This window comes from Zemynaea arenosa (assembly GCF_004614185.1).
GTDB lineage: Bacteria > Pseudomonadota > Gammaproteobacteria > Burkholderiales > Burkholderiaceae_D > Telluria > Telluria arenosa.
The window spans coordinates 16746-39684 of sequence record NZ_SPVF01000117.1; the positions used below are offsets into that span (position 1 = coordinate 16746).

A 22939-nucleotide genomic window follows, 5' to 3' on the forward strand; every position below is an offset into this window, starting at 1 on the left:
CGCCATCTCCGCTGCACACATAACAATGAGACCGCACCCAAGTATCGTGATGGAACTCACTACCCCGGCCCAAGAGCTAGCCGAAGCGCGCATGCAGTCCACCATGAAGACGCAGCGCCTTCAAGATTTCATCTTCCACAAAGTCACCATGCTGTTCGCAGTATCGGTGCTTTTGGTCCTTCTGGGGATCATCGTGTCCCTGGTCCACGGCGCCCTCCCGGCGTTCGAGCACTTCGGTCCCAAGTTCATCTCCACCGCCAACTGGGACCCGGTGAACGAGGAATTCGGCGCACTGATCGCCATCGTCGGCACCCTGGTCACCTCGGCGATCGCGCTGCTGCTGGCCTTCCCGGTCAGCTTCGGCATCGCGTTGTTCCTCACCGAGATCTGCCCGGTGTGGCTGCGCCGCCCGATGGGCACCGCGGTCGAGCTGCTGGCGGGGATCCCGTCCATCATCTACGGCATGTGGGGGCTGTTCGTGTTCGCCCCGTTTTTCGCTGACCATATTCAACCCGCGCTGAAAAGCACCATCGGCCAGTTGCCCATCATCGGCCCGTTCTTCAGCGGCCCCGTGATGGGCATCGGCGTGCTCGCGGCGGGCATCATCCTGGCCGTGATGATCATTCCCTTCATCTCCTCCGTGATGAGGGACGTGTTCGAGATCGTGCCCGCTGTCTTGAAAGAGTCCGCATATGGCCTGGGCTGCACCCGCTGGGAAGTGGTGCGCAAGGTCGTGATGCCGTACACGAAAAACGGCGTGGTCGGCGGCGTGATGCTGGGCCTGGGCCGCGCGCTCGGCGAGACCATGGCGGTCACCTTCGTCATCGGTAACGCCAACGATCTGCAGAAGTCCCTGTTCGCACCGGGGAACTCGATCTCCTCCACGCTCGCCAACGAGTTCGCGGAGGCGCAGTCCACGCTGCACGTGTCCTCGCTGTATGCGCTGGCGCTGATCCTGTTTGCGATCACGTTCATTGTGCTGTCCGCGGCCAAGCTGATGCTGGCCGGGATGTCGCGCCGGGAGGGTGTCAAATGAAGGATTTGGTCCAGAACCCGACCTCCAAAAACCCGGTCTACCGCCGCAGGCTGTTCTGGCACCGCATCGGCATGGCGCTGTCCATCGCCGCCATGGCGCTCGGCCTGTTCTTCCTGCTGTGGATCCTGGGGACGCTGCTGGTCAAGGGCTTCGATGGGCTGTCGTTCCGGCTCTTCACCGAGGTCACGCCCGCGCCGACCAGCGATGGTGGCGGCTTGATGAATGCCATCTTCGGTTCACTCGTCATGGTCGGCCTGGCCACGCTCGTGTCCACGCCGATCGGCATTCTGGCCGGGATCTACCTGGCCGAATACGGGGAGCGCAACAAGGTCGCACAGGTAACGCGCTTTGTCACGGACGTGATGCTGTCCGCGCCCTCCATCGTGATCGGCCTGTTCGTGTATGCGCTGTACGTGGCCAACGTGAAGCACTACTCGGGCTATGCGGGATCAATCGCGCTGTCGCTGATCGCGATTCCGGTGGTGGTGCGGACCACGGACAACATGCTCAAGCTGGTCCCCAACTCGCTACTGGAAGCCGCGTTCGCGCTCGGCGCCCCGCGCTGGAAGGTCGCCACCATGGTGCGCCTGCGCGCGGTGAAGGCAGGCGTCGTCACCGGCGTGCTGCTGGCCGTCGCCCGCATTTCCGGTGAGACCGCGCCGCTGCTGTTCACGGCCCTGAATAACCAGTTCTTCAGCGCCGACATGAACGCACCGATGGCCAACCTGCCATACGTGATCTTCCAGTTCGCCATGAGCCCTTACGACAACTGGCGCGCGCTGGCCTGGGGTGGAGCGCTGCTCGTCACCTTCAGCGTCCTCGCCCTGAACATCCTTTCGCGCACCGTATTCAGCCAGAAGGCACCGCAATGAGCATCCAAGTCCAGAACCTCAATTTTTTCTACGGGAAGACCCAGAGCCTGCACAACGTCAGCCTGGATATCCACGACCGCCAGGTCACCGCCTTCATCGGCCCCTCCGGCTGCGGCAAATCGACCCTGCTGCGCACCCTGAACCGCATGTACGACCTGTACCCCGGCCAGCGCGCCGAGGGTGCGGTGGTCTACCGCGGCCGCAACATCCTGGAACCGGGCATGGACGTGAACATGCTGCGCGCGAAAGTGGGCATGGTGTTTCAAAAGCCGACGCCGTTCCCGATGTCCATCTACGACAACATCGCCTTCGGGGTACGGCTGTACGAGAACCTGTCCAAGGGCGAGATGGACGAGCGCGTGGAATGGGCCCTCAACAAGGCCGCGCTGTGGGGCGAAGTGAAGGACAAGCTGAATAAATCGGGCCTGTCCCTGTCCGGCGGCCAGCAGCAGCGCCTGTGCATCGCGCGCGGCGTGGCCGTGAAGCCGGATGTGCTGCTGCTGGACGAGCCGACCTCCGCGCTCGACCCGATCTCCACGGCCAAGGTGGAGGAGCTGATCTCGGAGCTCAAGCAGGACTACACCATCGCCATCGTCACCCACAACATGCAGCAGGCCGCGCGCTGCTCGGACTACACGGCCTATATGTACCTCGGTGAGCTGGTGGAATTCGGCGAGACCGACCAGATCTTCATGAACCCGCACCGCAAAGAGACCCAGGATTACATCACCGGGCGCTTTGGCTGATACCATTACAAGAACAAGGACGACATCATGATTGGGGAACACTCTTCCAAGCAGTACGACCACGAACTCGAGACCATCCGCTCCAAGGTGCTGCAGATGGGCGGGATCGTGGAGACGCAGTTCATCGATGCGATGACCTGCTTCCGCATCGGGAACGCGGAGCGCGCCGAGCGCGTGATCGCGGAGGACGACACCGTCAACCAGCTGGAGCTGTCGCTGGACGACGCCTGCAGCCACTTGATCGTGAAGCGCCAGCCAGCCGCCAACGACCTGCGCACCGTGATGGCGACGGTGAAGGTGATCACGGACCTGGAGCGCATCGGCGACGAAGCGGCCAAGATCGCGCGCACATCGCGCGACATGCACGCGCGCGGGCCGGTGAGCATCAACCATTACGAGATCGTGCGCGCCATCTCGGCCTCCACCTCGGCCATGCTGCACGATGCGCTGGACGCCTTCGCGCGGCTGGACGGACGGCAGGCGCTCGCCCTCATCGCGCAGGACACGGTGGTGGACCATGAATTCCGCCAGATCATGCGCACCCTGATCACCTTCATGATGGAAGACCCGCGCACCATTTCGTCCGCGCTGGACACGCTGTGGGTGGCCAAGGCCATCGAGCGGATCGGCGACCATGCCAAGAACATCGCCGAATACGTGATCTATGTGGTGGACGGGAAGGACATCCGCCATGCCAAGGTGCTGCCCGAACTGCCGGACCAGGTGAGCGATGGCGAGCGATAAGACCACTGTCCTCATCGTCGAAGACGAACCGGCGATCATCGAACTGGTGACCTTTTCCCTGCGCGAGACCGGCTGGAACGTGCAGTCCGTGCAGAGTACCGCCGAAGCGTGGGAGTCGATCACGCAACGCATCCCGCACCTGATCCTGCTGGACTGGATGCTGCCCGACCAGAGCGGCCTGCGGCTGCTCTCGCGCATCCGGTCGGACCGGCACTTCCAGGATATCCCGGTCATCATGCTGACCGCGAAGTCCATGGAAGAGGACAAGATCGCGGGACTGAATACGGGCGCGGACGACTACGTGACCAAGCCATTCTCGCCGCGCGAGCTGCTGGCCCGTGCCAAGGCCCTCATGCGGCGCAAGGCGCCGGACCAGGGCATGGAGCCGATCAGCTTCGGCGGCGTGCGGCTCGATCCGGTGTCGATGGCAGTGACGGTGCATGACGAGCGGGTGGACATGGGGCATGCGGAATTCAAGCTGCTCAAGTTCCTCATGACGCATCCGGAGCGGGTGTTCTCGCGCAGCCAGCTGCTCGATAAGGTGTGGGGCGACCATGTGGTGATCGAGGAGCGCACGGTGGACGTGCACGTGCTCCGGCTGCGCAAGGCGCTGAAGGAGGCGGACAAGCTGATTCGCACGGTGCGTTCGGTCGGATATATGCTGTCCGATAAATGAACCCGAAGCTCCTTTTCTGGATTCCCGCCATTCTTCGGCTGCTGCTGGTGATCGCGGCGGGCGTATTCGTCGCCTGGATCTCGTCTCCGCTCGAAGGGCTGGCGGTGGTGGCGCTGATCCTCTGCGCCTTCCTCCTCACGCAGCTCTACTACCTCAATGCACTCGGCAACTGGCTGGACGAGCCCACATCCACCCGCCTGCCCGACGGCTGGGGCGCCTGGACCGGCGTGTTCGCACGCCTGTACCGTCTGCGCCGCGAGGACGAACGCAACCAGGCCGAACTCACCGAGTGGCTGACGCGCTTCCGCCAGGCCATGAAGCTGCTGCCGGACGGCGTGGCCATCATGGACGATGTGCTGTTCCTTGAGTGGTGCAATCCGGCCGCCGAGCAGCACCTCGGTCTGAAGCTGGACAAGGACCGCGGCATGCGGGTCACGAACCTGGTGCGGCATCCAGACTTCATCGACTACGTGGTGCTGGGGCGGTACGAGCAGCCGCTCACGCTGTCCTTCCGCGGGCGCAAGCTGATCGCGCAGATCATTCCGTTCGAGAGCCGCCGCCAGATCCTGGTCACCCACGACGCCACCGAGACCGAGCGGATCGAGGAGATGCGGCGCGACTTCATCGCGAATGCATCGCACGAGCTGCGCACACCGCTGACGGTGATTGTCGGCTTCCTGGAGATTGCAGCCAGCGAGCCGTCTTTGGATGCCGAGACGCGGGCGGCGCACGTGAAGCTGATGGTGGAGCAGGGTCATCGCATGCAGCGGCTGATCGAGGACATGCTCACCTTGTCGCGGCTGGAGTCGGTGGACTATCCGCTGCGCGCGGAGCAGGTGAATATCCGCGCGGTGATCGACGACGTGGTGTCCGAGGCGCGCGCGCTCTCGGGCGGCAAGCATGAGATCACGTCCGAGGTCGACGCGCCTGACATGATGGGCAATGCGGAGGAGCTGCGCAGCGCCTTTGCCAACTTGGCGTCGAACGCGGTGCGCTATACGCCTGCGGGCGGCAAGGTCCACATCAGCTGGCGCGCGGTGCCGGAAGGGCTGCAATACGAGGTGAAGGACACCGGCATCGGCATCGAGGCCAAGCATATTGCGCGGCTCACGGAGCGCTTCTACCGCGTGGACAAGAGCCGCTCGCGCGAGACGCAGGGGACGGGGCTGGGCCTCGCGATCGTCAAGCACGTGCTGCTGCGGCATAATGGGACGCTGTCCATCCACAGCGAGCCGGGGCAGGGCAGCAGCTTCATCGCCACTTTCAAGCAGGCCTGATCAAGGAGAACGCCATGCTGGATCACATGACCTTTCGCGTTTCCGATATCGAGAAGTCCCTGAAATTCTACGAGGCGGCGCTCACGCCGCTGGGCTATGCGGTCGCGCACGATTTCGAGCATGACGGTGTGCGGATCGTCGGGCTGGCGAAGGACGGTGCGCCGGATACGTGGCTGGTCGCGCGCCTGCCTGAGACCAGCGGCGCGCATCTGGCGTGGCGTGCGGCCTCGCAGGCCGAAGTGGATGCCTTCTACAAGGCGGGCCTGGCAGCGGGCGGCCGCGATAACGGCGCGCCCGGATTGCGGGAGCACTATCACCCGGGCTACTACGGCGCCTTCCTGATGGACCCGGATGGGAACAACATCGAGGCCGTGTTCCACGGTCAGTGATTGTTTGGCTCCCCCTGCCAGAGGTAAGTCAGCAGATCAACGGACTGCACTCCGGGCAGGTCCGGCACCCGTCGGACAACGCCTTCCGCCGCGAGTAGCTGTTCCTGCATCGGTACGATGTGGGGCAAGGCTCCTGTCGCCGTGACGATTCGATGCAATGGCAGCCCGTGGCCAACGCTGCGCCTGATGTAGCCAGGCATGGCTCGCACGAAACTATCGGCCACCCCCATGCCGATGGCGACATCCCGATAGCGAAGCACCCGACCCGGTGGAATCATTGACACGAATTGGTGAAACCTGCTGAGCGGAGAATCGGGCCAGGACGGGTACTTTGCCGCGACCAGCGACAGCCCGTCACCGGGGGCCAGCACGCCTCCCGCAACGATGCGCCCCAGGACGCCGCGCCTGTGAAACATGCGCTTCAGGTCAGGAATGACGGAGCGGATGCGTGCGCACGCCTCGCAATACATCGTCAATGCGATCTCCACGCCACCGGAGGTCAGGATGGCGGAACCAGGCCTGAGCAAAGCCGGATCCTGCACGGCAATCACCATGTTTTCCCGCAGGGCGCCTGGCGGGATTCCCAATTCCTCAAGCTCGGCTTCGGAAGTGATGAGGATCTGCCGCGGGCTCAGGCGGTTTGCGTGCGCGTCCTCAACGATACCCAGTCCGGCAACGCAAGTGATGGCTGTGCCGGGCACCGATTCCTGCATGGGTTGGCCATGTTGGATCTTTCGATACAGGTGACGAACGACGCCGGTGGTGGACAGGGAACTCATCTGGCCTATTCTGCAGCTTGGGCCATGGGCGCCAGTGCGCCCATACCGGGCTTCAGCCGAGGGCCGCGATGCCGGCCTTGGCGATCTGCGCGTCTTCGGCGGACTTGACGCCCGAGACGCCCACCGCGCCGACGGTGTGGCCGTCGACGACGATCGGCACGCCGCCTTCCAGCATCCCTTCCAGCAGCGGCGCCGAGAGGAACGACATGCGGCCGTTGTTGATCATGTCTTCATAGATCTTCGACTCGCGGCGGCCCAGCGCGGCGGTGGTGGCCTTGGCGGGCGCGATGTGCGAAGAAATCGGCGCCGCGCCGTCCATGCGCTGGAGCCACATCAGGTGGCCGCCGTCATCGACGATCGAGATCACCACGTTCCACTTGTTGGCCAGCGCTTCCGCTTCGGCGGCAGCGGCGATTTTCTTCACGTCGTCGAGGGTGAGGACGGGCTTGGTCTGCATGGTGTTTTTCCTTTTTATGATTGGGGCTGGCGCTTGGCGGCCAGCTTGGCTTTTAACTGGTTCATGACCTGCGCGGCGGCTTGCTCGCCGGCGAGGATGGCGTTGTTCCGGCCTTGGAAGTCCTGGCTCTTCATGGTGCCCAGCGCGGGCTGGATGACCACGTCGGCTTCCTTGAGCTCAAACGCATTGAGGCGCTGGCCCATGATGCTGAAGGTCTGCATCAGCACGTCCAGGTTGCTCTGGGTGGCCTGGGTGTCGGTCTGGGTCGAGATGTTCACCGCGATGATGAAGTCGGCGCCCATCTCTTTGGCGAAGCGCACTGGGACCGGAGCCACCAGGCCGCCGTCCACATAGGCCTTGCTGCCGATGCTCACGGGCTGGAATACGCCCGGCACCGAAGACGAGGCGCGCACGGCCTGGCCGGTGTTCCCGCGCACGAACAGGATCGGCTGGCCGGTCTTAAGGTCGGTGGCAACGGCGCCGAAGGGCACCTTCAGCTTTTCCATCGGCGTGTTCTTGACCGACTTGTTCACGTAATCCTGCAGCGCTTCGCCTTTCAGCACGCCAGAGGATTTGGTGAAGAAGGGGATGGCCCAGTCGGAGATGGTGGCTTCGTCCATATCCATGGCGATGCGCTGGAGGCTGAAGCCGTCGTAGCCGTAGGCGTACAGCGCGCCGACCACGCTGCCGGCGCTGGTGCCGACGATGATGTCCGGCTTGATGCCTTGCGCTTCGAGCGCCTTGATCACCCCGATGTGCGCGAACCCGCGCGCGGCGCCGCCGCCGAGGGCGAGGCCGATCTTGATCTTGCGGGGTGGGAGAGGCGGCAGCGGCTGCGCCGGTTGCGCCGTTTGCGTCGGCGCCGGCTGTGGCCCTGAGCCGCACGCCGTCAGTACGCCAGCAGCGAGAGCCGCAATGAATAAACGTCGTGCGTGCATATGTGCGATCGGTATGCTGAAATTTGAGCCGCAGATTGTACCCGATGGCTAACGCAGCCGCGTGGGGGATGTGCCCCTGGTGTCCATACGCGACGCGCGTATAATGTTCAATATACTGAACGTCTTCGAGGGTTTGTCATGCGGCTAGCCGAACTCGGGCAAAGGATCAGGGCACAGCGTCAGATGCTCGGACTGACGCAGGAACAACTGGCCAAAATGGCTGAGTTGTCTCGGACCACGGTCAACCAGATTGAGAACGGAACGCTGACCGATCTCGGCTACGTGAAGCTGATGAATTTGCTTGCCATTCTGGGCCTGGACTTGGCGGCACAGCCGGCCAAGGGGTTGGAATATGCTCTCAGGCTGGCTGCGCAGACAGCCAGCACGAGTTACAAAAAGGTTCTCGGTCCAGAGACCTTAGCCCAAATGCTGCAGTCGGGAGAGGCCCGCACGGAATATCAGCCCCATCTCATGACACTTCTTGAGGAGGCGCCGTTACAGCTGATCGTCAGGGCGGTTCACGAGGCCGCGCAGGGCGATTCCGACGCCGACGAGCGGACGATTTGGCAGAATGTGGGCAATTGGGCAGTTGAGCTGAAGACGCGCAGGTCCGTCTGGTGAGCAATCATGAACGAGTGGGAAGTCCTATTCGGGCACGCACTCACGCTCATTGACCATGTGCGGCGAGAAGGCACGAAACACCTCTACTGGACGTTCGGTGGCGGAACCGTACTGATGCTCCGTCACCACCACAGGATCAGCAAAGATATCGACATCTTTGTGCCTGATCCTCAGGCTCTGGGTTACGTCACACCCAGGCTGAGTGCGCATGCGGAAGCGCTGACAACGCGTTACGTGGAGACCGCGAACTTCGTCAAGCTGTTTTTGCCGGAAGGGGAGATCGATTTCGTCGCGTCGCCAAATCTGACCGTGGATCCCTACATTGAACAGGTGCTGCTCGGGCGCTCGGTGAAGGTTGAAACCTCCGCCGAAATCATCGCCAAGAAGTTTTGGCACCGCGGCGACCGCCTGACCGCCCGCGATATTTTTGACTTCGCCATGCTCGCTGAAAGGGAGCCCGCCGCTCTGGCGGTCGCCGCTCCGTTCCTGGTGCGACACCGCGCCACGATTCTCGCGCAGCTGGACATGCCTTCGGAGCTCCAGAAGCGGCAGTTCGAGGAATTGGCTACGCTGGACTACGCACTGGCCTACGAAGCCGCGATCACAATCGTGAAGTCCAGTCTGGCCAGCATCGGTTAATCCATCTTTCTTACCGGTCAGTTGGCGTAGATCTGCGCGTCGGCCGGCATGGTGTCCATCATGTTCCACTTCTCGAGCCACTTGCGCAGCTGGGCCATTTCGGTGACCAGGATCTCGCTGGATTCAATCAAGCCGATCTGCACGAAGTTGCCGGCGTCGGCGGTGATCTTGTTGACCGTGGGCGCGCCCTTGGTCATCCGGTCGTAGGCCTTGAAGCACTTGTTCTGCCAGAGATGCAGCGCCGAATCGTTGAACTTGTTGTTCTCGAAGTAGACCGTCAGCGTCCCGTCCGGATTGCCAAAGCCCACGCAGCCTGAGCCGTTCTTGACCGCGTCCCGCACCGTCTCGTCCGCATCGTTGTGCGGCACGAACACCGCTGCGCGTCCGCCTGGGTCCGGACGTTCGAGAGGAGTATCCTTGCCAAAGGTGATGATCGTAGCCATGGTGCGGTCGTCTTTCGAAGTAGTGTTGAGTAACCCTAGCGAAAGAATGTAAAGCCGCGACTTCCCGCTGTAAAGCAAATCTCCGTGCTGCATTGCGGCGAAGTTCTAATTCGGCTACAATTAGCAGGTTTAGCCATCCGATACACGACCGTAGCGCCTACCACACCTCCCATCATTCAACAGACGCCCAGCCTGTGCCGAATATGCGCGCGGTTTCCTGGTGCTGTCGGTCTGACGTGGCGTTGCTACGGTAACTATTACAGGAGTTACCCTTGCCGCCATTTTTTTCTGGCCCTGCCGTACCCGCCGTCCTGGCGCTCGCTGACGGGACCATCTTCAAAGGCATCTCCATCGGCGCTGCCGGCCACACCACTGGCGAAGTTGTCTTCAACACCGCCATGACGGGCTATCAGGAAATCCTCACCGATCCTTCCTATTCCCGCCAGATCGTCACCCTGACGTATCCGCACATCGGCAACTACGGTGTGAACCCCGAAGACGTCGAAGCCACCCGCGTCCACGCCGCCGGTTTGATCATCAAGGATCTGCCGCTGCTGGCTTCCAATTTCCGCTCCACGCAAACCCTGTCCGACTACCTGAAGGCCGAGAACATCGTGGCTATCGCCGGCATCGACACCCGCAAGCTCACGCGCCTCCTGCGCGAGAAGGGCGCGCAGGCCGGGGCGATCCTGACCGGGGTGCAGGGCGCCGAGCCGTCCGTGGCCCAGGCGCTGGAACTGGCGAAGTCCTTCCCGGGCTTGAACGGCATGGACCTGGCCAAGGTGGTGTCGGTGAAGGAGCCCTACGTGTGGCGCAAGAAGGAATGGAAGCTGGGCGTCGGCGTCGTTGAGCTCAAACCGGAAGAAGAGCGCTTCCATGTGGTCGCCTACGACTACGGCATCAAGTACAACATCCTGCGCATGCTGGCGGAGCGCGGCTGCAAGGTCACCGTGCTGCCCGCGCAAGCCTCCGCCGCCGACGCGCTGGCCCTGAACCCGGACGGTATCTTCCTGTCCAATGGCCCCGGCGACCCGGAACCGTGCGACTACGCGATCGCCGCGTCCAAGGAACTGATCGAGCGCGGCATCCCGACCTTCGGCATCTGCCTCGGCCACCAGCTGATGGCGCTGGCCTCGGGCGCGAAGACGCTGAAAATGAAGTTCGGCCACCACGGCGCCAACCACCCGGTGCAGGACCTCGAATCGGGCAAGGTGCTGATCACGTCCCAGAACCACGGCTTCGCCGTCGATGCGGCCACGCTGCCGGCCAACTGCAAGGTCACCCACGTGTCCCTGTTCGACGGTTCGCTGCAGGGCTTCGCCCGCACCGACAAGCCGGCCTTCTGCTTCCAGGGTCACCCGGAAGCCTCGCCCGGCCCGATGGACGTCGCCTACCTGTTTGACCGCTTCATCTCGATGATGGAAGCCGCGGAGAAAAAGTAAATGCCAAAACGTAGTGATATCAAAAGCATCCTGATCATCGGTTCGGGCCCCATCGTCATCGGCCAGGCCTGCGAGTTCGACTACTCCGGCGCGCAAGCCTGCAAGGCCCTGCGCGAAGAGGGCTACAAGGTCATCCTGGTCAACTCGAACCCGGCGACCATCATGACGGACCCCGAAATGGCGGACGTCACCTACATCGAGCCGATCACCTGGAAGGCGGTCGAGCGCATCATCGAGAAGGACCGCCCGGATGCGATCCTGCCGACCATGGGCGGCCAGACGGCGCTCAACTGCGCGCTGGATCTGCACCGTCACGGTGTGCTGGACAAGTACAAGGTGGAGCTGATCGGCGCCACGCCGGAAGCCATCGACAAGGCCGAGGACCGCTCCAAGTTCAAGGAAGCGATGACCAAGATCGGCCTGGGGTCCGCGCGCTCCGGCATCGCCCACTCGATGGACGAAGCCTGGGTCGTGCAGCGCGAGATGGGCTTCCCGACCATCATCCGTCCGTCCTTCACCATGGGTGGTACGGGCGGCGGCATCGCCTACAACTCGGAAGAATTCGAGGCGATCTGCAAGCGCGGTCTGGAAGCCTCGCCGACCAACGAGCTGCTGATCGAAGAGTCGCTGCTCGGCTGGAAGGAGTACGAGATGGAAGTGGTCCGCGACAAGGCGGACAACTGCATCATCATCTGCTCCATCGAGAACCTGGATCCGATGGGCGTGCACACCGGCGACTCGATCACCGTGGCCCCGGCGCAGACGCTCACCGACAAGGAATACCAGATCATGCGCAACGCCTCGCTGGCGGTGCTGCGCGAGATCGGCGTGGACACGGGCGGCTCCAACGTGCAGTTCGCGATCAACCCGAAGGACGGCCGCATGATCGTCATCGAGATGAATCCGCGCGTCTCGCGTTCGTCCGCACTGGCGTCGAAAGCGACCGGCTTCCCGATCGCGAAAGTGGCGGCCAAGCTGGCTGTCGGCTTCACCCTCGATGAGCTGCGCAACGAGATCACCGGCGGCGCGACCCCGGCCTCGTTCGAGCCCTCGATCGACTACGTGGTGACCAAGGTCCCGCGCTTCGCCTTCGAAAAATTCCCGGCTGCCGACAAGCACCTGACCACGCAGATGAAATCCGTGGGCGAGGTGATGGCCATGGGCCGCACCTTCCAGGAGTCCTTCCAGAAGGCGCTGCGCGGCCTGGAAGTGGGCGTGGACGGCATGAACCAGAAGACCATCGACCGCGAGACGCTGGAAGAGGAACTGGGCGCGCCGGGGCCGGAACGCATCTGGTATGTGGGTGACGCCTTCGCACAGGGCTTCACGCTGGACGAGGTGCATAACCTCACCAAGATCGACCCGTGGTTCCTCGTGCAGATCAAGGAGATCGTGGACATCGAGCTGTGGCTCGATACGCAGAAACTCGAGAACATCGACAAGCCGACCCTGTACAAGTTGAAGCAGAAGGGCTTCTCGGACCGCCGCCTGGCCTACCTGCTGCAGACCGACGCCGCCACCATCCGCGCGCGCCGCCATGCGGACGGCATCCGCCCGGTGTACAAGCGCGTGGACACCTGCGCCGCAGAATTCGGCACCAATACGGCCTACATGTACTCGACCTACGACGAGGAGTGCGAGTCCAACCCCACCGACAAGAAGAAAATCATGGTGCTGGGCGGTGGCCCGAACCGCATCGGCCAGGGCATCGAATTCGACTACTGCTGCGTGCATGCGGCATTGGCGATGCGCGAGGACGGCTACGAGACCATCATGGTCAACTGCAATCCGGAGACCGTCTCCACCGACTACGACACGTCGGACCGCCTGTACTTCGAGTCGCTGACGCTGGAAGACGTGCTGGAAATCGTGGACCTGGAAAAGCCGGTCGGCGTGATCGTGCAGTACGGCGGCCAGACCCCGCTGAAGCTCGCGCTGGACCTGGAAGCGAACGGTGTGCCGATCGTCGGCACCTCGCCGGACATGATCGACGCCGCCGAAGACCGCGAGCGTTTCCAGAAGCTGCTGCAGGACCTGGGCCTGCGCCAGCCGCCCAACCGCACCGCGCGCACCGAGCCGGAAGCACTGGAACTGGCGCAGCAGATCGGCTATCCGCTGGTGGTGCGCCCGTCCTACGTGCTGGGCGGCCGCGCGATGGAGATCGTCCATGAGCAGCGCGACCTGGAGCGCTACATGCGCGAAGCGGTCAAGGTCTCCAACGATTCGCCGGTGCTGCTGGACCGCTTCCTGAACGACGCGATCGAGTGCGACGTCGACTGCATCTCCGATGGCGAGACCACCTTCATCGGCGGCGTGATGGAGCACATCGAGCAGGCGGGCGTGCACTCGGGCGACTCGGCGTGCTCGCTGCCGCCGTACTCGCTGTCGGCCGAAACGATCGCGGAACTGAAGCGCCAGACCTCCCTGATGGCCAAGGCCCTCAACGTAGTCGGCCTGATGAACGTGCAGTTCGCGATCCAGCACCAGGACGGGCAGGACGTCGTCTACGTGCTGGAAGTGAACCCGCGCGCCTCGCGCACGGTGCCGTACGTCTCCAAGGCCACCGGCTTGCAGCTGGCGAAGATCGCCGCGCGCTGCATGGTCGGCCAGAAGCTGGCGGAACAGGGCGTCACGCAGGAAGTAGTGCCGCCGTACTTCAGCGTCAAGGAAGCGGTGTTCCCGTTCGCCAAATTCCCGGGCGTGGATACCATCCTCGGTCCGGAGATGAAATCCACCGGTGAAGTCATGGGCGTGGGCTACACCTTCGGCGAAGCCTTCGTGAAGTCGCAGCTGGCGGCAGGCGTGAAGCTGCCGACGCCGGAATCGGGCAAGGTGTTCCTGTCCGTGAAGGGCTCGGACAAGCCGCGTGCCGTGGCCGTGGCCCGCGACCTCGCCAAGATGGGCTTCCAGATCTGCGCCACCAAGGGCACAGCGGCCGTGATCGCGGCGGCGGGTGTCGAAGTGCAGGCGGTGAACAAGGTGCTGGAGGGCCGCCCGCACGTGGTGGACATGATCAAGAACCACGAGATCGCCCTCGTCATCAACACGGTGGAAGAGAAGCGCTCCGCCATCACGGACTCGCGTACGATCCGCACCTCGGCGCTGGCCGAACGCGTGACGACCTACACCACCATCGCCGGCGCGGAAGCGGCAGTGCAGGGCATGCGGCATCTGGACGAGCTGCGGGTGTACGATTTACAAGGCCTGCATAAAACCTTAAACTAGCCAGAACCGGGTACCATTGCGTACCTGAGCAGTACCCAAGCCACAGAGTTCGTGCGGCCTTTGCCGCGCGCTCTGTGGTTTTCATTTGATAAGCCAAGAGATACACCATGAATACGACAACGACGCCGCTGACCAAAGTGGGCGCGGATCTGCTGCGCGAAGAACTCCACCAGCTGAAAACCAAGGAACGCCGCAACGTCATCGAGGCCATCGCCGAAGCGCGTTCGCACGGCGACCTGTCGGAGAATGCGGAATATGACGCGGCCAAGGAACGCCAGGCCTTCGTGGAAGGCCGCATCGCGGAGCTGGAGGCCAAACTGTCCTCCGCCCAGATCATCGACCCGTCCACGCTGGACGCCGAAGGCCGCGTGGTGTTCGCATCGACCGTGGACCTGGAAGATCTGGAGTCCGGCGCCAACGTGAGCTACCAGATCGTCGGCATCGACGAGGCGGATCTGAAGCTCAATAAAATCTCGGTGACTTCGCCGATCGCCCGCGCGCTGATCGGCAAGTACGCCGGCGACGTGGTGGAAGTGCAGGCCCCGAGCGGCCCGCGCGAGTACGAGATCCTCGAAGTCCGCTACGTTTGAGCGCCCCTGTGATCCAGCGCCTCCACCTCTTTGCGGCCACCCTGTGGGCGGGCGCGCTCTGGGGCGGGGCGCTGATCGCCTGGCAGTTCTTCGCGACGCTGGACCGCGCCACCGCGGGACGTGGCGTGACCTCGCTGTTCGCCACGGAGGCTTACATTGCGATCGGGTGCGCAGCACTGCTGCTGATTGCGCAGCCGTCCAAGGCGGTGCGCGGGATCGTGCTGGGGATGCTGGCCTGTGCGCTGACGCAGCGCTTTGGCCTGGTGCCGCTGATGGAGGAGCTGAAGGCGCAGATGGCGGCCAACGGCGGGGTGCTCACCGCCGGCCTGAAGACCGAATTCGGTCTATTGCATCTGGGGTCGACGGTGTTCTACGGGATCGAGTGCGTCCTCGCGTGGCTTCTGGTGAAGCGCACGCGATAATGAGTAGGGGATATCACGTGATATCCCCAAAAATCATTTGCCGAGTGCGGACTTTTTCTGGCTGGTCTGGCGCGGTTTCGCGCGCTTGATGGAACCGCCGGCGGTCACGCGCTCATTCCCCTTCAGGAGAACCTTGGTGACGGTCGGCTTGCTGCGCCCCGACGGCGACGGCTTGACGATGGTGACCTCACGCATCCCCTTGCCCGTCTTGCCACTACGTGCCTTGGCTTCGTCCTTCTTCGGACGATAAATCACCAGCAGCTTGCCGATGTGCTGCACCGGCGCCGCGTCCATCTCGGCCACGATCTGTTCGTACATGGCGATGCGCGCCTCGCGGTCGTCGCCAAAGACGCGGATCTTGATCAGGCCATGCGCATCCAGGCTGGCCGAGATTTCTTTGAGCACGGAGGGAGTCAGGCCCGCTTCGCCGATCATGACGACCGGCTTGAGCGCGTGGGCTTCGGCGCGCAGGGCGCTGCGCTCGACGGGGGTGAGGGAAATCATGGTTATCTTTTTCGATAAAGCTTTAAAAGCAGTATTCTACGCGAATGGCCAAGAACAAATTCAACAAAAACTGGATCCACGACCACATTAACGACCCGTACGTGAAGCTGGCGCAGAAGGAGGGCTACCGCGCCCGCGCCGCCTACAAGCTCAAGGAAATCGACGAAGAGGCCAAGCTGATCAAGCCCGGCCAGGTGATCGTGGACCTGGGCTGCACGCCGGGCAGCTGGGGCCAGTACACCCGCCGCAAGCTCGCGGGCGGCAAGGACGGCGGGATCAACGGCACCATCATCGGGCTGGACATGCTGCCGATGGAGCCGATCGCCGACATGCACTTCATCCAGGGCGACTTCCGCGAAGAAGAGGTGGTGGCCCAGCTGGACGAGATCCTGGCCGGGCGCCAGGTGGACTTGGTGCTGTCCGACATGGCGCCCAACCTGTCCGGCATCCCGACCGCCGACGCGGCGCGGATGGAGCATTTGATCGACCTGGCCATCGAATTCTCCCAGCAGCACATGAAGCCGGAAGGCGCGCTGCTGGTCAAATGCTTCAAGGACATGGGCTTCACCCAGATCGTCGAAAAGTTCCGCACCGAGTTCAAGGTGGTCCAGCAGAAGAAGCCGAAGGCCAGCCGCGACAAGTCGTCCGAGATCTTCTTGCTGGGGCGGGGCCTGAAACATCCGGCCGACGCCTGATCCGCCCTTGATTTTTCTCGTCCCAGCCGCACATCCCTTGCGAACCCTGCGTGAACCTCTCCGGCGGGGAGGTTGTCAAAAGCGCTGTTTTGCCATTTTCCATGGCTTTTTGCAGGGTTTTTCGTCGTTTTCGGGGCGTTTCCGGCTGCTGCATGGCACAGGTACGCCAATACGAGTAGAATCGGCGTGTGTGTCATAGGGTAAAGATGCGCCCGCATCGAAGGAGTATTCGTGAATAATATGTTTTCCAAGTCCGCCATCTGGGTGGTCGTGCTCTTGCTGCTGTTTATGCTGTTCAAGCAGTTCGACACGCACTCGTCGGCCGGCGGCGCCCGGCCCATCGCGTACTCCGATCTGATCGAGGATGTGAAAGCCAAGCGCGTCAAGGACCTGGTGATCGAAGGGACCAGCATCACCGCCACCAAGACGGATGACACGCGCGTGCACACCACCGCGACGCTGCTGGACCGTGGCCTGATTTCGGACCTGGTCAACAACGGCGTGCACTTCGACGTGCGCCAGCCGGAAGAACCGTCCTTCCTGTCCCAGATTTTCATCAGCTGGTTCCCGATGCTGCTGCTGATCGGCGTGTGGGTGTTCTTCATGCGCCAGATGCAGGGCGGCGGCAAGGGCGGCGCGTTCTCCTTCGGTAAGTCGAAGGCGCGCATGATGGATGAATCGAACAACACCGTGACCTTTGCCGACGTCGCCGGCTGCGACGAAGCGAAGGAAGAAGTCGGCGAGATCGTCGAATTCCTGAAAGACCCGAGCAAATTCCAGAAGCTGGGCGGCCGCATCCCGCGCGGCGTGCTGATGGTCGGTCCTCCGGGTACCGGTAAGACCCTGCTGGCGCGCGCCATCGCCGGCGAAGCCAAGGTGCCGTTCTTCTCGATCTCCGGTTCGGACTTCGTCGAAATGTTTGTCGGCGTGGGTGCGTCCCGCGTGCGCGACATGTTCGAGAACGCCAAGAAGCATTCGCCGTGCATCATCTTCATCGACGAGATCGACGCGGTCGGCCGCCATCGCGGCGCCGGCATGGGCGGCGGGAACGACGAGCGCGAGCAGACCCTGAACCAGCTGCTGGTCGAAATGGACGGCTTCGAGGCGACTTCGGGCACCATCGTCGTGGCTGCGACCAACCGCGCTGACGTGCTGGACAAGGCGCTGCTGCGCCCGGGCCGCTTCGACCGCCAGGTGATGGTCGGCCTGCCGGACATCCGCGGCCGCGAGCAGATCCTGAATGTCCACATGCGCAAGGTGCCGATCTCGTCGGACGTGAAGGCGGACGTGCTGGCCCGCGGGACCCCGGGTTTCTCGGGTGCGGACCTGGCCAACCTGGTCAATGAAGCCGCCCTGTTCGCCGCGCGCCGCAACAAGCGCCTGGTGGAGATGAACGACTTCGAGGATGCGAAGGACAAGATCTTCATGGGTCCGGAGCGCAAGTCCATGGTCATGCGCGAGGAAGAGCGCCGCAACACGGCCTACCACGAGTCGGGCCACGCGGTGGTCGCCAAGCTGCTGCCCAAGGCTGACCCGGTCCACAAGGTCACGATCATGCCGCGCGGCTATGCGCTGGGCCTGACTTGGCAGCTGCCCGAGCATGACAACCTGTCCGGCTACAAGGACAAGATGCTGGAAGAAATCTCGATCCTGTTCGGCGGCCGCATCGCGGAAGAGCTGTTCGTGGGCCAGATGTCGACCGGCGCCTCGAACGACTTCGCCCGCGCGACCAAGCTGGCGCGCTCGATGGTGACCCGGTTCGGCATGTCGGACGCGATGGGCGTGATGGTGTACGAGGATTCGGAGAACGAAGGCTTCTTCGGCGGCAGCACCAAGACCATCTCCGAGGCCACCCAGCAGAAGGTGGACGCCGAGATCCGCGCGATCCTGGACGGCCAGTACGCTCTGGCGCGCCGCCTGCTGGAAGAGAACCGCGAGAAGGTCGAGATGATGACCAAGGCGCTGCTCGACTGGGAGACCCTGGATGCGGAGCAGATCAACGATATCATGGCCGGTAACGAGCCGCGTCCGCCGAAGGTCAGCCTGCTGACCAAGCGTCCGCCGAGCGATCCGGGTCAGGGCGGCGTGCAGAACGCACCGGCACCGGCTTGATTTGACTGTGTTTGCCTGAGGAAGGGTGGGGCTGCGGCTCCGCCCTTTTTTGTTTTCATATCGTTATCTATGCGTCAATACCTCCAATGCGGCCGGTTCGGCTTCAATCTCGATAAGAAGGCCGTGGTCATGGGCATCCTGAACGTGACGCCCGATTCGTTTTCGGACGGCGGCCGGCACGCCTCGCTGGAGTTCGCCGTCACCCATGCCGAACAGATGATCGAGCAGGGCGTGGACATGATCGACATCGGCGGCGAATCCTCGCGCCCCGGGGCGCCCGTGGTGCCGCTGGAGGAAGAGCTGCGCCGCGTGATGCCGGTGATCTACGCCTTGCGCGAGCTCGACAAGCCTTTGTCGATCGATACGTACAAGCCCGAGGTGATGCGCGAAGCCGTGCTGGCGGGCGCGGACATGATCAACGACATCAACGGCTTCCGCGCACCGGGCGCCATCGAGGCCGTGCGCGATTCCGACTGCGGCCTATGCCTGATGCACATGCTGCGCGACCCGGCCACCATGCAGCAGGACCCGCACTATGACGACGTGGTGGGCGAGGTGATCGCCTTCCTGCGGTCCCGCGTGGACGAGATGACGGCCGCGGGTATCGACCGCGAGCGCATCTGCATCGACCCCGGCTTCGGCTTCGGCAAGACGCTGGAGCACAACGTGGCCCTGGTGCGCGCCATCGGCCGCATGCGCGATGAACTCGGCCTGCCGGTGCTGGCGGGCCTGTCGCGCAAGTCCATGATCGGGGCGCTGACCGGCAAGCCGGTCGAGCAGCGCGTGGCGGGCAGCCTCGCCGGGGCATTGGCTGCGGTGGCGCATGGCGCTAGAATTGTGCGCGTGCATGACGTTGCGGAAACAGTCGATGCACTGAAGGTCTGGCACGCCTGCGCCTGAACCGTTTCCGCACTCCCTTTCACAACACACGAGAACACACAATATGGGACGTAAATATTTCGGCACGGACGGCGTCCGCGGCCTGGTCGGCGAAGCCCCGATCACCCCGGATTTCGTCATGCGCCTCGGCTACGCCGCCGGCAAAACGCTGGTCAAGACTGCCACCAGCACCGCCAGCGGCCGTCCCACGGTCCTGATCGGCAAGGACACGCGCATCTCCGGCTACATGCTGGAAGCGGCGCTGGAGGCCGGATTCTCGGCGGCGGGCGTGGACGTGATGCTGGCCGGGCCGATGCCGACCCCGGCCATCGCCTACCTGACCCGTGCGCTGCGGTTGCAGGCGGGCGTGGTGATCTCGGCGTCCCACAATCCGTTCCAGGACAATGGCATCAAGTTCTTCTCGGAACACGGCACCAAGCTGCCGGACGCGGTGGAACTGGAGATCGAGGCGGCGCTCGACCAGCCGATGGGCTGCGTGCCGTCGGACAAGCTGGGTCGCGCGACCCGCCTGCGCGACGCGGGCGGGCGCTACATTGAATTCTGCAAGAGCACCTTCCCGAACGAGCTCGACCTGCGCGGTTTGAAGATCGTGGTCGACTGCGCCCATGGCGCGGCGTACGACATCGCCCCGCATGTGTTCCACGAACTGGGCGCGGAGGTGATTTCCATCGGCGTCAAGCCGGACGGCTTCAACATCAACGCCGGCTTTGGCGCGACCTCGCCGAAGGCGCTGTCGGAGGGGGTGGTCGAGCACAAGGCTGACCTGGGCATCGCGCTGGACGGCGACGCCGACCGCCTGATCATGTGCGACGGCTCGGGCCGCATCTACAACGGCGACGAGCTGCTGTATGTGATGGTCAAGGACCGCATGGCCGTGGGCCCGGTCAAGGGCGCGGTCGGCACCCTGATGACCAACATGGCGCTCGAAGTCGCGTTCAAGGAAATGGGCATCGGCTTCGCGCGCGCCAAGGTCGGCGACCGCTACGTGCTGGAAGTCATGCAGGAGCGTGGCTGGCTGTACGGCGGCGAGGGCTCGGGCCACCTGCTGTGCCTGGACAAGCACACCACCGGCGACGGCATCGTCTCGGCGCTGCAGGTGCTCTCGGCGCTCAAGCGCTCGAACCAGTCGCTGGCGCAGTGCTGCGGCGACCTGACCCTGTTCCCGCAGACCCTGATCAACAAGCGCGTGACGGCCGGGTTCGACTGGCAGAAGTCCGAGGCGCTGGTGGCCGAGAAAGCCAAGGTCGAACAGGAGCTGGGCGACACCGGCCGCGTCCTGATCCGCGCATCGGGCACCGAACCGCTGATCCGCGTGATGGTCGAAGCCAAGGATCCCAAGCACGCCGAAGCGATGGCGCGCCGCCTGGCGGACATGCTCGAACAGCAGGCCGCCTGAGTCTCTTTCGCGCAGGGGGCAGGGTATAATCCTGCTCCCTTTCAATCTGCCCATAGCTCAGCTGGATAGAGCAACGGCCTTCTAAGCCGTAGGTCGCTGGTTCGAACCCAGCTGGGCAGGCCAATCCCGCCGCAGTGCCCGACTATTCGCGCCCGATGTTCCAGCGGCGCATGATCTCCTTCTTTTTGCCGTTGGCGCTGATGATGCGGTAGCCGCGGTTGAACAGCTCGCGCGCGTGCTCGCCGTTCGGGTGCGTCTGGCTGAAGCCGATGTAGGAGCCCATCGGATGCGCTTCGAAGGCCACCGCCAGGTGGCCGACCTGGGCGTCATGCAGCATGCGCTCGCCGGTCTTGATCTGGTCGACCATAATGATCGCCAGGTCGATGCGGCCCGCTTCCAGTTTCTTGAGATTGCCCGCCTCCGTGTTCGCACGGTCGAGGATGACGCCGCGCGCCTCCATGACGTGGAGGGAATCGGGATATTCGTAGCCGTTGACGATGCCGACGCGGGTGCCGGGACGCACTTGCGCCTCCGACCGGGCGTGGACGGGGTGCTTCGGATTTTCGTAGTAGCGTGGCCAGACGCGGAACAGGGGCACATCGGCCAGCTTCACCTTGCCGGCTTGCTCGGGCGCAGGGGACATGTTGAAGCAGCCGGCCACCAGACCGGTCATCACGTACGCCTTGCAGCGGGCGTAGGGCACCAGGATCAGCTTGATGTCGACTCCGATCGCAGCGTACGCGGCGGTCACGACGTCGTTGGCGTAGCCGGTGCCGTCGCTGCCGGACCACGGGGCCGCGGCGTTTTCGACCATCAATTCCAGGGGCGGGGCGGCGTGGACGGGGCCCGCAGCGAGCAGGGCGGCGAAGGCGAGAGCACGGTAACCGGAATTCATGGGTGCATTGTGACGGAAAATTCACGCGGACGGGTAGCTGATCGCGCCGAAGTTTCTCAGCCGTGCACACTCGCATCGGGGGGCAGAAACGGCTATGCTGTCTCGCTGAGCCATTGATATGGATGAGTTGTGCGCGACGAAGCGGACAGTGCCTTGCAGGACCCGGTGCGACGGCGGCTGGCAATCGGCCTCGGCGTGTCGTTGCTCGTCCATGCGCTGTTGCTGATGCTGCAGTTCGGGGTGGCTTCGCTGGCGCTGCCGGATCTGCAGCCGGGGGCGATCACGGTACGGTTGATGGATGCACCGCCCGGTCCAGCCATGCCGGCGGTGCCGCCGGTGCCGGCCGCGCCGCTTAAGCTGCCTGATGTGCCAGTGGCGGTTGTTTCCCCTGTCGAGAGTAAGCCCGACGCCCGGCCGGCTTACAAGGATGTGCAGGGGCTGACCGTTTTCGCCTACACACCGCCGCCGGTGCCGCCAGCTGCTCCTGCCCGGAGGCCGCGGCCGGCCCACAGAGTGAGTACCCCTCGAGTGGCCAAGAAGGAGCCGGCGCTGCGTGTGATCGCGCAGGATGCGGTGGAGTCCGCGTTCAAGGTGCCGCTGCCTTCACCGGAGGAGTCTGCGGAGAAGACGCTGGACCGCACTGCTGCGCAGGACGGGGCGGAGGGCGGTTCGGGCACGGACCAGATGCGCGACGAGGACGCCGAGCGGGCGCGTGCGGCCGAACTGGCGGCTGCGGAAGAGGCCGAGCGCCAACAGGACGAGCAGGAGCGAATCGCCGCCGAGGCAGCCCGCCAGCAGGAGCAAGAGCGGGTCGCCGCTGAAGCAGCACGCCAGCAGGAGCAAGAGCGGATCGCCGCTGAAGCAGCCCGCCGGCAGGAGCAGGAACGGAGCGCCGCAGAAGCGGTTCGCCAGCTGGCGCAGGAACGGATCGCCGCCGAATCGGCGCGCCAACGTGAGCAGGAACGGCTGGCTGCTGAGGATGCCCGCAAGCGCGAGCAAGAGCGCGTCGCTGCCGAAGCCGCGAATCAGCGCGAGCAGGAGCGCCGAGCCGCCGAGGACGCCCGCAAGCGTGAACAGGAACGCAAGGCCGCAGAAGAGGCGCGCCAACGCGAGAAGGAACGAATCGCCGCTCAAGAGGCGC

The 22939-nt window shown here is 63.9% G+C and carries 23 protein-coding genes, 1 tRNA gene and 1 pseudogene; 19 read left to right on the forward strand and 6 right to left on the reverse strand.

Annotation, left to right across the window (positions count from 1 at the left end; genetic code table 11):
* The first annotated feature begins 49 nt into the window (after positions 1-49).
* Genes pstC through E4L96_RS08780 form a run of 7 tightly spaced genes read left to right on the forward strand, consistent with a single transcriptional unit; the run spans position 50 to position 5740 of the window.
* Positions 50-1036: a phosphate ABC transporter permease subunit PstC gene (gene pstC / locus E4L96_RS08750; RefSeq protein ID WP_181017603.1), complete on the forward strand. Its 987-nt coding sequence runs from the start codon at positions 50-52 to the stop codon at positions 1034-1036.
* Positions 1033-1908 (forward strand): phosphate ABC transporter permease PstA, encoded by an 876-nt coding sequence (pstA, locus tag E4L96_RS08755; protein ID WP_135206833.1) that lies wholly within the window; start codon positions 1033-1035, stop codon positions 1906-1908. The genes pstC and pstA overlap by 4 nt, the downstream gene beginning before the upstream one ends.
* Positions 1905-2654 (forward strand): phosphate ABC transporter ATP-binding protein PstB, encoded by a 750-nt coding sequence (pstB, locus tag E4L96_RS08760; RefSeq protein WP_135206834.1) that lies wholly within the window; start codon positions 1905-1907, stop codon positions 2652-2654. Before pstA ends, pstB begins: the two co-directional genes overlap by 4 nt.
* Before the next feature lie 27 nt (positions 2655-2681).
* On the forward strand, positions 2682-3398 hold the full coding sequence (phoU, locus tag E4L96_RS08765; RefSeq protein ID WP_135206835.1) for a phosphate signaling complex protein PhoU: 717 nt from the start codon (positions 2682-2684) through the stop codon (positions 3396-3398).
* Positions 3385-4074 (forward strand): phosphate regulon transcriptional regulator PhoB, encoded by a 690-nt coding sequence (gene phoB / locus E4L96_RS08770; RefSeq protein ID WP_135206836.1) that lies wholly within the window; start codon positions 3385-3387, stop codon positions 4072-4074. Before phoU ends, phoB begins: the two co-directional genes overlap by 14 nt.
* Positions 4071-5351 (forward strand): phosphate regulon sensor histidine kinase PhoR, encoded by a 1281-nt coding sequence (gene phoR, locus E4L96_RS08775; protein WP_135206837.1) that lies wholly within the window; start codon positions 4071-4073, stop codon positions 5349-5351. The genes phoB and phoR overlap by 4 nt, the downstream gene beginning before the upstream one ends.
* Before the next feature lie 14 nt (positions 5352-5365).
* Positions 5366-5740, forward strand: coding sequence for a VOC family protein (locus E4L96_RS08780; RefSeq protein WP_135206838.1), 375 nt, complete (start codon positions 5366-5368; stop codon positions 5738-5740).
* On the opposite strand, the gene E4L96_RS08785 is transcribed toward E4L96_RS08780, so the two are convergent.
* From E4L96_RS08785 to E4L96_RS08795, 3 genes are read right to left on the reverse strand one after another with little or no spacing between them, the layout of a single operon-like run.
* Positions 5734-6519 (reverse strand): MGMT family protein, encoded by a 786-nt coding sequence (locus E4L96_RS08785; protein ID WP_135206839.1) that lies wholly within the window; start codon positions 6517-6519, stop codon positions 5734-5736. The genes E4L96_RS08780 and E4L96_RS08785 overlap by 7 nt on opposite strands.
* Positions 6520-6571: 52 nt before the next feature.
* Positions 6572-6976: a GlcG/HbpS family heme-binding protein gene (locus tag E4L96_RS08790; protein WP_135206840.1), complete on the reverse strand. Its 405-nt coding sequence runs from the start codon at positions 6974-6976 to the stop codon at positions 6572-6574.
* A 14-nt stretch (positions 6977-6990) separates the two neighbouring features.
* Entirely contained in the window at positions 6991-7914 is a 924-nt protein-coding gene (locus E4L96_RS08795; RefSeq protein ID WP_135206841.1) for a patatin-like phospholipase family protein, read from the reverse strand.
* Between the two features lie 138 nt (positions 7915-8052).
* Here E4L96_RS08795 and E4L96_RS08800 point away from each other — a divergent pair, with 138 nt between their 5' ends.
* Entirely contained in the window at positions 8053-8535 is a 483-nt protein-coding gene (locus tag E4L96_RS08800; RefSeq protein ID WP_135206842.1) for a helix-turn-helix domain-containing protein, read from the forward strand.
* 6 nt (positions 8536-8541) lie between these two features.
* Positions 8542-9174 (forward strand): nucleotidyl transferase AbiEii/AbiGii toxin family protein, encoded by a 633-nt coding sequence (locus tag E4L96_RS08805; protein WP_135206843.1) that lies wholly within the window; start codon positions 8542-8544, stop codon positions 9172-9174.
* A gap of 17 nt (positions 9175-9191) precedes the next feature.
* On the opposite strand, the gene E4L96_RS08810 is transcribed toward E4L96_RS08805, so the two are convergent.
* On the reverse strand, positions 9192-9617 hold the full coding sequence (locus E4L96_RS08810; protein WP_135206844.1) for a hypothetical protein: 426 nt from the start codon (positions 9615-9617) through the stop codon (positions 9192-9194).
* Positions 9618-9889: 272 nt separating this feature from the next.
* On the opposite strand from E4L96_RS08810, the gene carA reads away from it, so the two are divergent.
* From carA to E4L96_RS08830, 4 genes are all read left to right on the forward strand, one after another.
* On the forward strand, positions 9890-11059 hold the full coding sequence (gene carA, locus E4L96_RS08815; protein WP_135206845.1) for a glutamine-hydrolyzing carbamoyl-phosphate synthase small subunit: 1170 nt from the start codon (positions 9890-9892) through the stop codon (positions 11057-11059).
* Positions 11060-14284, forward strand: a complete 3225-nt coding sequence (carB, locus tag E4L96_RS08820; protein WP_135206846.1) for a carbamoyl-phosphate synthase large subunit — start codon at positions 11060-11062, stop codon at positions 14282-14284.
* 107 nt (positions 14285-14391) lie between these two features.
* On the forward strand, positions 14392-14874 hold the full coding sequence (gene greA / locus E4L96_RS08825; protein WP_135206847.1) for a transcription elongation factor GreA: 483 nt from the start codon (positions 14392-14394) through the stop codon (positions 14872-14874).
* A gap of 8 nt (positions 14875-14882) precedes the next feature.
* Complete coding sequence (locus E4L96_RS08830) at positions 14883-15296, forward strand: DUF4149 domain-containing protein (RefSeq protein WP_167758640.1); 414 nt, start codon at positions 14883-14885, stop codon at positions 15294-15296.
* 33 nt (positions 15297-15329) lie between these two features.
* Here E4L96_RS08830 and yhbY read toward each other — a convergent pair whose 3' ends face one another.
* Positions 15330-15800, reverse strand: coding sequence for a ribosome assembly RNA-binding protein YhbY (gene yhbY, locus E4L96_RS08835; protein ID WP_135206849.1), 471 nt, complete (start codon positions 15798-15800; stop codon positions 15330-15332).
* Between the two features lie 44 nt (positions 15801-15844).
* On the opposite strand from yhbY, the gene E4L96_RS08840 reads away from it, so the two are divergent.
* The 5 genes from E4L96_RS08840 (at position 15845) to E4L96_RS08860 (ending at position 21026) form a co-directional block, all read left to right on the forward strand.
* The gene (locus E4L96_RS08840) at positions 15845-16495 is read left to right on the forward strand and encodes an RlmE family RNA methyltransferase (RefSeq protein ID WP_135206850.1); all 651 of its coding nucleotides are present in this window, start codon (positions 15845-15847) and stop codon (positions 16493-16495) included.
* Positions 16496-16726: 231 nt separating this feature from the next.
* Positions 16727-18607 (forward strand): ATP-dependent zinc metalloprotease FtsH, encoded by a 1881-nt coding sequence (gene ftsH / locus E4L96_RS08845; RefSeq protein WP_135206851.1) that lies wholly within the window; start codon positions 16727-16729, stop codon positions 18605-18607.
* Positions 18608-18676: 69 nt separating this feature from the next.
* Positions 18677-19507, forward strand: coding sequence for a dihydropteroate synthase (gene folP / locus E4L96_RS08850; protein ID WP_135206852.1), 831 nt, complete (start codon positions 18677-18679; stop codon positions 19505-19507).
* Positions 19508-19550: 43 nt separating this feature from the next.
* Positions 19551-20903 carry a phosphoglucosamine mutase gene (gene glmM, locus E4L96_RS08855; RefSeq protein ID WP_135206853.1) on the forward strand — a complete coding sequence of 451 codons (1353 nt, stop codon included), beginning with the start codon at positions 19551-19553 and terminating at the stop codon, positions 20901-20903.
* Between the two features lie 46 nt (positions 20904-20949).
* A tRNA-Arg gene (locus tag E4L96_RS08860) sits at positions 20950-21026 on the forward strand.
* A 19-nt stretch (positions 21027-21045) separates the two neighbouring features.
* Here E4L96_RS08860 and E4L96_RS08865 read toward each other — a convergent pair.
* Positions 21046-21798 (reverse strand): substrate-binding periplasmic protein, encoded by a 753-nt coding sequence (locus E4L96_RS08865; protein ID WP_135206854.1) that lies wholly within the window; start codon positions 21796-21798, stop codon positions 21046-21048.
* Between the two features lie 129 nt (positions 21799-21927).
* Here E4L96_RS08865 and E4L96_RS08870 point away from each other — a divergent pair.
* Positions 21928-22939: pseudogene (locus E4L96_RS08870) on the forward strand (hypothetical protein); the annotation flags it as partial.

Coding starts and splice junctions, on each gene's coding strand:
- pstC (WP_181017603.1), top strand. CDS start 50: ATGGAACTCACTACCCCGGCCCAAGAGCTAGCCGAAGCGCGCATGCAG.
- pstA (WP_135206833.1), top strand. CDS start 1,033: ATGAAGGATTTGGTCCAGAACCCGACCTCCAAAAACCCGGTCTACCGC.
- pstB (WP_135206834.1), top strand. CDS start 1,905: ATGAGCATCCAAGTCCAGAACCTCAATTTTTTCTACGGGAAGACCCAG.
- phoU (WP_135206835.1), top strand. CDS start 2,682: ATGATTGGGGAACACTCTTCCAAGCAGTACGACCACGAACTCGAGACC.
- phoB (WP_135206836.1), top strand. CDS start 3,385: ATGGCGAGCGATAAGACCACTGTCCTCATCGTCGAAGACGAACCGGCG.
- phoR (WP_135206837.1), top strand. CDS start 4,071: ATGAACCCGAAGCTCCTTTTCTGGATTCCCGCCATTCTTCGGCTGCTG.
- E4L96_RS08780 (WP_135206838.1), top strand. CDS start 5,366: ATGCTGGATCACATGACCTTTCGCGTTTCCGATATCGAGAAGTCCCTG.
- E4L96_RS08785 (WP_135206839.1), bottom strand. CDS start 6,519: ATGAGTTCCCTGTCCACCACCGGCGTCGTTCGTCACCTGTATCGAAAG.
- E4L96_RS08790 (WP_135206840.1), bottom strand. CDS start 6,976: ATGCAGACCAAGCCCGTCCTCACCCTCGACGACGTGAAGAAAATCGCC.
- E4L96_RS08795 (WP_135206841.1), bottom strand. CDS start 7,914: ATGCACGCACGACGTTTATTCATTGCGGCTCTCGCTGCTGGCGTACTG.
- E4L96_RS08800 (WP_135206842.1), top strand. CDS start 8,053: ATGCGGCTAGCCGAACTCGGGCAAAGGATCAGGGCACAGCGTCAGATG.
- E4L96_RS08805 (WP_135206843.1), top strand. CDS start 8,542: ATGAACGAGTGGGAAGTCCTATTCGGGCACGCACTCACGCTCATTGAC.
- E4L96_RS08810 (WP_135206844.1), bottom strand. CDS start 9,617: ATGGCTACGATCATCACCTTTGGCAAGGATACTCCTCTCGAACGTCCG.
- carB (WP_135206846.1), top strand. CDS start 11,060: ATGCCAAAACGTAGTGATATCAAAAGCATCCTGATCATCGGTTCGGGC.
- greA (WP_135206847.1), top strand. CDS start 14,392: ATGAATACGACAACGACGCCGCTGACCAAAGTGGGCGCGGATCTGCTG.
- yhbY (WP_135206849.1), bottom strand. CDS start 15,800: ATGATTTCCCTCACCCCCGTCGAGCGCAGCGCCCTGCGCGCCGAAGCC.
- E4L96_RS08840 (WP_135206850.1), top strand. CDS start 15,845: ATGGCCAAGAACAAATTCAACAAAAACTGGATCCACGACCACATTAAC.
- folP (WP_135206852.1), top strand. CDS start 18,677: ATGCGTCAATACCTCCAATGCGGCCGGTTCGGCTTCAATCTCGATAAG.
- glmM (WP_135206853.1), top strand. CDS start 19,551: ATGGGACGTAAATATTTCGGCACGGACGGCGTCCGCGGCCTGGTCGGC.
- E4L96_RS08865 (WP_135206854.1), bottom strand. CDS start 21,798: ATGAATTCCGGTTACCGTGCTCTCGCCTTCGCCGCCCTGCTCGCTGCG.